Annotated in this window: 7 protein-coding genes; 6 read left to right on the top strand and 1 reads right to left on the bottom strand. The window is 33.9% G+C overall.

Annotation, left to right across the window (positions count from 1 at the left end; all coding sequences use genetic code 11):
- Positions 1-563: 563 nt before the first annotated feature.
- The 5 genes from LI241_RS12575 to LI241_RS12555 all read left to right on the top strand — a co-directional run bounded on the left by LI241_RS12575 (position 564) and on the right by LI241_RS12555 (position 6,071).
- Positions 564-1,403 carry a PRD domain-containing protein gene (locus LI241_RS12575; protein ID WP_008691026.1) on the top strand — a complete coding sequence of 280 codons (840 nt, stop codon included), beginning with the start codon at positions 564-566 and terminating at the stop codon, positions 1,401-1,403.
- A gap of 167 nt (positions 1,404-1,570) precedes the next feature.
- A complete protein-coding gene (locus tag LI241_RS12570; RefSeq protein WP_008691027.1) occupies positions 1,571-2,968 on the top strand; it encodes a PTS transporter subunit EIIC in 1,398 nt (465 codons plus the stop codon).
- A gap of 14 nt (positions 2,969-2,982) precedes the next feature.
- The gene (locus tag LI241_RS12565) at positions 2,983-4,035 is read left to right on the top strand and encodes a hypothetical protein (RefSeq protein ID WP_117547753.1); all 1,053 of its coding nucleotides are present in this window, start codon (positions 2,983-2,985) and stop codon (positions 4,033-4,035) included.
- Positions 4,036-4,046: 11 nt separating this feature from the next.
- Positions 4,047-5,507, top strand: a complete 1,461-nt coding sequence (locus LI241_RS12560) for a glycoside hydrolase family 1 protein (protein ID WP_117547752.1) — start codon at positions 4,047-4,049, stop codon at positions 5,505-5,507.
- Between the two features lie 81 nt (positions 5,508-5,588).
- On the top strand, positions 5,589-6,071 hold the full coding sequence (locus LI241_RS12555; protein ID WP_008691030.1) for a PTS glucose transporter subunit IIA: 483 nt from the start codon (positions 5,589-5,591) through the stop codon (positions 6,069-6,071).
- Between the two features lie 193 nt (positions 6,072-6,264).
- Here LI241_RS12555 and LI241_RS12550 read toward each other — a convergent pair whose 3' ends face one another.
- Positions 6,265-8,001, bottom strand: coding sequence for an FUSC family protein (locus LI241_RS12550; protein ID WP_117547751.1), 1,737 nt, complete (start codon positions 7,999-8,001; stop codon positions 6,265-6,267).
- Positions 8,002-8,163: 162 nt separating this feature from the next.
- Here LI241_RS12550 and LI241_RS12545 point away from each other — a divergent pair, with 162 nt between their 5' ends.
- Positions 8,164-8,613 carry a MarR family winged helix-turn-helix transcriptional regulator gene (locus LI241_RS12545; protein WP_008691032.1) on the top strand — a complete coding sequence of 150 codons (450 nt, stop codon included), beginning with the start codon at positions 8,164-8,166 and terminating at the stop codon, positions 8,611-8,613.
- The last annotated feature ends 192 nt before the right edge of the window (positions 8,614-8,805 follow it).

Genomic DNA, 8,805 nt, shown 5'->3' with positions numbered 1-8,805 from the left:
AATGCTTGAAAGTGTAATATTTATAGGGATAATCAAAAATCAGATATAAAGTTTATAAGAATTATTAATCTGGTTTCCATAGAAAATAATAAAATCTTAGGTTGCCAAATGGTAAAAGATACAATAATAGAAAAATGAGTATGGCAGATAAAACACTTAATACAGAGGAAATAACAAATTTAATCAAGCTATCATTATATGATTTTTTTGATGAAAAGTATGAAAGGGAATACCTGTGAAAAAAGGTGGTGAAGCATAGATGTATGAGTATAATGACTGTTATAAAAGTATTATATAGATATACATAAGCCGTATGAAAGATCATGCTAATCACTGAATAATTTACAATAATTAGAAATTAAAACAAAAAATACCAATATAATAGCTAAAAAATAATAAGCGCTTACAGAAAAATTAAATTAGCTATTGCATTATAAAAATTTTTATGGTAATTTATAAATGTAATGATGGTGATGTGATTATTAAGTTAAGCAAGACCTGTTTACAACATATATTTTGTTGTATCCGTCTTGCTTTTTTTGTACGCAAAAGGAGGTTATATCATGCAAATCTATAAAGTGATCAACAACAATATGGTGTCAATACGTACTTCTGAAAATCAAGAAATTATGTTAAAAGGTTTATCTATCGGTTATAAAAAAAGACCCGGTGATGAAGTAGATGAAACCAAAATAGAAAAACGATTTGTCTTAGAAGACATCTCTTTGATCAGAAGATTCAACCAAATGTTTACAGAGATTGATAAACAATTGATAGATGCCTGCATTGATGTAACTTCGATGATTAAAGAAAAGTCCAAAACAGAATTAAGTGATGCGTTATATGTAACATTATTGGACCATGTCAATAATTTAGTGGATCGCCTGCAACAAAATATATCATTTGATAATTCTATTTTATGGGATTTACCGAGAGTATATCCCGATGAATATAAAATAGCAGTCCATGCAGTGAAGTTGTTGAATGAAAAAATGCCATATAAAATAGATGAAGATGAAGCCAATTTTATTACATTGCATATCGTAAATGCAGAGAAATCAAATGATATGCATAAGACATATCAAATGACTGGTTATATTGAAGATATTTGTGACATAGTGGCAAGTGATTTCAACATAGCATTTGGTAATACAAATGATTATCATTATAACCGCTTTGTGATGCACCTACGATTTTTAATCGAAAACATACAATTGCATGTTGTATTGGATGTACAAAATGAAAATGGCATTTTAAATACGTTAACGGATAAATATCCACAAGTTTGGCAAGTTGTTCAAAAAATCAGCAATTATATTGATGCTTGTATGAATTATAAATTGAATGATGAAGAAAAATTATATTTAATGATTCATCTCGTACAGATATTTACGAAAAAATGAATGGTTAAATATAAAAATGAAGGAAAGGAGAGGATAAAAAGAAATTCTATATAGTTACGGCCGGCTTATAGAATATTTAAAAAATAAGATAAGAGAAAAGGATATAGATGAATGATTTTAGGAAAGGAGAAAATATTAGAAAATGTTCTAATTAAAATAAAATTTATATGGATAAAAATAAAACACTAGCACAAGATGTGCTTCAAAAGATAGGCGGTAAAGAAAACATTATTTCTGTATTTCATTGCGCTACCCGTCTAAGATTTGAATTGCAAGATCAAACAAAAGTAAATGAAGAAGAATTAAAAAAAGTAAATGGTGTTCTTGGTATTAAAAAAGCCGGAACCAGCTTTCAGGTCATCATTGGACCAAATGTGTCATTGGTTTATGATGAATTATGCAATATGGCAGAATTGGATAAAAAGGATGAAATTAAAGAAAATTTGGATGATGTGAAAGAAAAACGTAAATTTTCTTTTAAGTGGTTATTTGATGTCGTAATTACCTATATCATGAACTCTGTCGCTCCTATCATCCCTATATTGATTGGTGCATCTATTTGGAAAACGGTAGTAACCTTACTAGGACCTGATATGTTCAATGTAATATCAAATAAATCTGATTTCTTTATTACCTGTAACTTCTTTTTTGAAGCATTATTCTATTTCTTCCCACTGTATATTGGTTATACAGCGGCAAAGCAGTTAAAGGTAAATCCTATGTGGGGTATCTTCTTAGGGGCAATGATTATTACACCGAGTTTTATGGCTCTTGTCGGTGTGAGAGAGTCTATTAGTTTCTTTGGTATCAATGTTCCTGTATCCAATTATTCACAACAGTTTTTACCGGTACTGATTGGTGTATGGATCTTTAAATATGTAAATAAGTTCCTTACAAAATATACACCGACCATGATAGCTTCATTAATCGTACCAATACTAAATGTCATGATCATGGCTATTGTGATGTTTGTATTCTGTGCACCGTTGGGTTCTTATTTGAGTCAGTTGTTGAGTGATTTCTTTATGTATTGTGCAAACGCAGCAGCACCAATTCGAATCATTGCTTTAACGATCTATACGGCATTAAATCCGTTTATGATTTTATTTGGTTTACATGTAACTACCTATGTTGCGGCTGTTACAGCTGCTGCTCCAATTGGTTTTGAAGCATTTGTTTTACCGGCTGGAGTAATTACTTCCTTTATTATTTATGGTATGGCATTGGGCGCAGCGTTTAAATTCAAAAAGAATAAAGATATTCCGATGGGATATTTTGTATCTGGCTTTGTAGCGGGTATTACCGAACCATCGCTCTATGGAGTTTGTTTAAAATCTAAAACATCCATCCTGGTATTGGTTATATGCAACGCTATCGGAGGATTACTGCTAGCTGTATTTAATATTAAATGTGCATTGATGGCATCTGTTAACATTTTATCCGTAGTACCGTATTTCAGTGTTGGATCAACATTTAATGTTGTGGCAGGAACCATTATTGCATTGGGTTGCTGTTTGATGGCGGCTTTAGGTGTAAACTTTTTTGCAAAATTTGATGAACAATAAATGAGGTGTAGAAAATGACAAAAGTAGAATTTATAAATCACAAGGATCAGCCTTTATATGCAACTATAAAAGATGTAAACAACAAAGACTTAGCAACTAAAAAACCAGAAGTATTCGATAACGATTATGATGGACATTCTATCTTATCTTTGGCGGATATTATCGCTATGGTATTTCCAAATGGAGATGTTACTCAAAAACCAATGCTTTATATTCGCCATACAGATATGATTAAAAATCAATATCGTTTTGGCGATATCGTAGAATTAGGTGATACATACCTTGATGTACAAAAAGGGGTATATCATGAAGAAGAAATTGCGCAAGCAGGAACAAAAATAAGTGAATATCACGAATTTGAGGATGGCATGTATGGCTTTGAATCAAAAGAACCATTCTCACAGTTAAAGTTTAATGAAGATTATTTTACCGCAAAGGAAGGAGACGTATTTTCCATAAAAGGAGAAGGATGGCCTAAGACGATTTTTGAACATCAATCTATGTACAATCATGTCGCAACGATTATACGTCCTGCTACGGTTAGTGGAGTATATGAAGGTAAACCAATCTTTGGATTAGGTGAACATGATCGCCTATTTATTCCGACAGAAATCAATGGCTTTGATGGCATAACGAACAACTTCGGCTATGTTTATATGAATATGATGGGAATTCGTGAAGATGGACGCAGAGAACAGGCGCTGATAAGTCTTGAATTTTCAGGAAAGATTTTTGCTTACTATTATATTGATGGAGAAGAACCGATTTTAACTGATCATGTCACAATGGAAGCAGAATGGGAGCATTTACCATATGTTAATGATGGTACATGTGTATTTAAAGATGCAATCTTTAGATTCTGTGGAAAAGAATTTCATTTCGAAGGGAAATGGGGATGCAAAGGATTTACACCAAAACCACGTGTGGAAAAGCATGGGCAGTCACAAATTTTTGGTACATGGTATGAAGGGAAAATACCATACCGTCATCGAGTATATTTAACCTTTGGTGAAAATATGGAGGCTTATGATGTTAAGCTAAAAGAATTAGGCTTTGATGTGAAGTAAAGGAGACTTATATGAAAAAGAGTGTATTTAGAGAAGATTTTTATTGGGGAGGGGCTACGGCATCAAATCAATGTGAAGGTGCGTGGAAACAGGATGGTAAAGGAGAATCCTGTGCCGATCATTTTACGGTCGGTAAAGTTGATTCCCCACGAAGATTTACAAAAGAAATAGAAGAAGGATCGATTTATCCATCTCATTTTGCAGTTAATCATTATAATCAATATGAAGAAGATATAAAACTCTTTGCAGAAATGGGATTTAAGATGTATCGTCTGTCTATCAATTGGACACGTATTTTTCCAAATGGAGATGATCAAAAGCCTAATCAAAAAGGTTTAGATCATTACCGCTCGGTTTTAGAACTATGTAGAAAGTATGGTATTGAACCGTTAGTTACAATGTCACATTATGAATTTCCTTATCATTTAACAAAGAAGTGGAATGGATGGGAAGATCGAAGAACAATTGACTGCTTTGTTACATATACCAAAACGATTATGGAGGAATATAAAGATTTGGTAACCTATTGGTTAACCTTTAATGAAATCAACACACCTTTGATGGGTGGCGGTGTTACCATGTCACTAGGTATGATGCCAAAAGAAGAAAAACTATTTTTTGGCAAAGGGGATAAAATCACACCTAATGATGCAAATCTTATTGTAAATGGCATGCATCATCAATTTATCGCTTCTGCAAAAACGGTAATTGAAGGGCGCAAGATAAACCCAAATTTTAAATTTGGTTGTATGATTGCCAGCAATGTCGTTTATCCATACACTTGCAAACCGGAAGATGTCATGAAGGCGTGGGAAGTGCAACAAAGAACCAACTATTATTGTGGTGATGTCATGGTAAGAGGGGAATATGCACCTTTTACTAAGTCTTACTTAAAAGATTTACAGGCAACCATACATACATTGCCTGAGGATGATGCTATCCTTAAAGAAGGTGTGGTAGATTATTATGCATTCTCTTATTATATGTCCGGCTGCGGTACTGCGGATGAAGAAATTTTAGAGAAAAACAAAAGTATTTTCTCAACTGCCAAAAATCCATATTTAAAGGCTTCCGAATGGGGCTGGCAAATTGATCCGGAAGGACTTCGCTATTATCTGAATGAAACATACAATCGTTATAAAGTGCCTTTGATGGTAGTGGAAAATGGTTTAGGCGCTAATGACAAGCTTGAAAACAATACCGTTCATGATAGCTATCGTATTGATTACTTAAGACAGCATATTCAGGCAATGGCAAAAGCGGTGGAAGATGGTGTAGATATTCTTGCCTATACAATGTGGGGATGCATTGATATTGTTTCTGCATCTACGGGAGAAATGAAAAAACGTTATGGTTTTATTTATGTCGATATGGATGATTGTGGCAAAGGTACCTTGAAAAGATATAAAAAAGATAGTTTTTATTGGTTCAAAAAAGTTATTCAAAGCAATGGAGAAGATTTAAGCGATTAAAAAATAACTTTAAATTTAAATGAATTCTTAATATAATTACTTATGTCAAGATATATAAGATATGAAAAGTGAGGAATCAATATGTTTTTCAGAAAGAAAAGGGAAGAAAAAGAGAGTAAAGAAATCGTTTCACCATTGAACGGTAAATTGTTTCCAATCGAAACGGTGCAAGATGATGTTTTTGCACAGCAGATGATGGGGCAAACAATCGCTTTAGAACCATTAAAAGGGAAAGATACACTGTTATCTCCAGCTGATGGTGTTTTAGAAGTGATGTATCCAACAGGACATGCATATGCCGTGAAGATGAAAAATGGTATGGGATTATTGATACATATCGGTATTGATACGGTTGAATTAAATGGTGAAGGATTCACAGTATTAGCGAAACAAGGGGAGAAAATAAAAATGGGTCAACCAATTGTTGATGTTGATTTCGACACTTTGAAGGCAAAAGGTTTTGATGTAAGTGTTATGCTGATTGTTACACAGAACCCAGGTGGTGAACCCATTGCGTTTAAACAAAACATGACTGTGAATGCTATGGAAAGCTTAGTACTGTAAATTATAAAATGATGAAGAGTGTGTAATCTTATCCATTAGGTGGTTACATACTCTTTTTCTATTTCATCATAAAAAAAACGCTATCTTTGCTATATCCTGCATAGGATTAAATTTGATACGAGAAAACCAGATTCGTGTTGCCAATACACTTCTTCCTATATGATAGCGATAATATTCGGCTTCTTTTAAAGCATCACACTAAAAATTCCGGTCTAAAGATAGCTGCATCTTTACGATTGGCTATATGTGTACGATGCGCCTGATATACCTTTATACGGCATTGTCGCATATATTCAGGGAAATTTTCCCAATTTTCTAAAGCTGCATTTTTTGATAGTTTTTCTTCCAGCATATGCGCCTGGATGATACAGCTATAATATAGCTGAGCATCAGGTTCTTTTTCTTTTGAAATGCTAATTAATAGATTAGTGACATCTTCATATCGACGCCAGAGTGCTTTGGTTGCCTGTAAACGAGTGTAAGGGAAGATAATACAGTTAGCAATATAGGCAAGTATTGCACCGGCAAGTATATAACCTAATCGGATTATAAACATATCAAAGTTTGCCTGAAAACCAAAGGCGGACATAAATACAGCACCGCCAAGCGCACCGATTGTAGAACAGGTGAAGGTTGCGGCATAGTCATGAAAATAGAAAGAAGCGTAACCGGATAACATCATCGCAGCCATGCGGCTGATTGGTGAAGCAAACAAACTGTATATGAGAACGGACGCAAGACCGCCTAGCAAGGTTGCCAAGATACGCTTCTTCATTTTGACAGGTACATCATCAGCATAAGGAAGAGAAACAGAAGCCAGTGTAAATAGAAGCCATTTCCCATGTGGTAATGAAAACCATAGTACAAACAGCGTTGCCAAAGATAATAAAAGAGCAATACGTAAAGCATAAACAAAACGCACAGAACTAAAATTGCAGGCAGTGATCAGCCTGTTTTTTAAGGAAAGCGAGGATCTTTGCCAATGCTTTTGACTATCTGGATCACTCATATGCAATAAGCGATCACGAATATATAATAGAATGTGATAAAACAGGTGATTCTTTTTGTCATCATCAAAATCACAAACATCCAGTTTTGGTAGTTCAGTGATACTTCCTTGAATAAAGGAATCAAATGAAGAAAGCTGTGTATCAATCTGTTGTAAGAGAAGTCGCTCATGATCATGTAAAGGTCTATCCAGTTCCTGTATCAATACATTCAAATGCTCTAAGCCACGGCCTGCATCAATCAAAGAAAAACTTGCATCCGATACGCAAAGTACCTTTTTACGGCGATCATAAATAATCTTACTTAAAGCATGGAGCTTATGATGCATATGATTCAAGTTGTCATTGGGCATATCATCTGATAAAGTGAGCTGTATTTGTTCCTTGATATGATGGATCATATCGCAAAGAATATCTTGCGCATTGTTTTTTATTTTTTTCCTTCCCATGATCCATTGATAGGCAATGATGGAAAACGCACCGGCGACCATGGCTAAGATTCTGCGTGGTAATAATGTTGGAGGAACAGGCGATATAAAAATTAAAAATAAATAGGATAAAATATAAGGGAAATATAGATGATTGGCATATTCATAGGTAAATGCGTATAGGATAATAAATAGCGTGATGAGATTGATGAGTAAGGATATCATCGGTGGTAATATGTTTACAAGACAGGCAGCGATACTCATCCAAATGAGCACAAACGCCTGAATAAAGAAATGGCGCAATAAGGTGCCGGTAAGATCTCTTACCATAGAAGCCGACATCAAAATCGTAAAGATAACTGCCACAATATTGTTTTCTGCACCAAACAGCATAGGAAATATATTCACATAGGCAATGATAAACAGGAAGCTGAGAGTACTGAATCGAATCTTCTTTTTCCAGTCATCGCTTAGTTGAAAATGTAATTTTTTCATGTTTCTTCCTTTCCAGCATATTCACAAAGCTACTTGTTTCTTATGCTTAACTAAGATATAATGAAATTATATCGAATAGTAATAAAAGTATTACTATGTGTAAGAATATCACGATGATAAATGTTTGTCAATGAAGTAAAAATCATGAAATGAGGTAAGCATATGGAAGATAATAAGCAGTTAGATGCCTGTGTTGATGAAATCTATACACTGATGCCTAAATGGCATACCAAAATAGAGCGACCATTTAAGGATATGTTACAAAAGATGAGTTTGGAAACGTATGTTTGTTTGCTTACCTTACAGGAAAAGCAGATGATGACGATGAGTGAGCTCGCTAGAGAATTGCATATGCCCAAACAAAATGTCACGAAATTGATCGTAAAATTAGCACAGTATGATTATGTGAAACGGATATTTAATGAGCATGATAAACGTTCGGTATATATATCTTTAAGTGATAAAGCGTTAGAGCATTTAAAAACATTTCGCAAGCAGAATACATATATCAATGAGATGTTGGAAAAACAGTTAGAAAAAGAAGATATCATGCGTCTGCAAACGGCTTTACATACGATAGATGAGATATTTGCGAAGATGGAGAATAAGTAGGATGGTGTGCAAGTATCATGTATATAGCATACAGCGCTAAACAGCAATTAAATATAGGATTTTGAGCATTATATCGGTAGTATAAAACGCATATAAAAAGCAAATATCCTATGAATAGTTGTAAAAAAGTTGTGAGAATGGCCAGTTATTGTAACATATACATGGTCATTTTTTATTTTGACTTAGCTTGCT

It is taken from the genome of Longicatena sp. 210702-DFI.1.196 (assembly GCF_020563125.1).
Taxonomy (GTDB): Bacteria; Bacillota_I; Bacilli_A; order Erysipelotrichales; family Erysipelotrichaceae; genus Longicatena; species Longicatena caecimuris.
This window is presented reverse-complemented; position numbering and strand designations above follow the sequence as displayed.

Bases quoted from the DNA above. Each gene is read 5' to 3' on its own strand.
- LI241_RS12575 (WP_008691026.1), top strand. From the start codon at position 564: ATGCAAATCTATAAAGTGATCAACAACAATATGGTGTCAATACGTACT.
- LI241_RS12545 (WP_008691032.1), top strand. From the start codon at position 8,164: ATGGAAGATAATAAGCAGTTAGATGCCTGTGTTGATGAAATCTATACA.
- LI241_RS12565 (WP_117547753.1), top strand. From the start codon at position 2,983: ATGACAAAAGTAGAATTTATAAATCACAAGGATCAGCCTTTATATGCA.
- LI241_RS12550 (WP_117547751.1), bottom strand. From the start codon at position 8,001: ATGAAAAAATTACATTTTCAACTAAGCGATGACTGGAAAAAGAAGATT.
- LI241_RS12560 (WP_117547752.1), top strand. From the start codon at position 4,047: ATGAAAAAGAGTGTATTTAGAGAAGATTTTTATTGGGGAGGGGCTACG.
- LI241_RS12570 (WP_008691027.1), top strand. From the start codon at position 1,571: ATGGATAAAAATAAAACACTAGCACAAGATGTGCTTCAAAAGATAGGC.
- LI241_RS12555 (WP_008691030.1), top strand. From the start codon at position 5,589: ATGTTTTTCAGAAAGAAAAGGGAAGAAAAAGAGAGTAAAGAAATCGTT.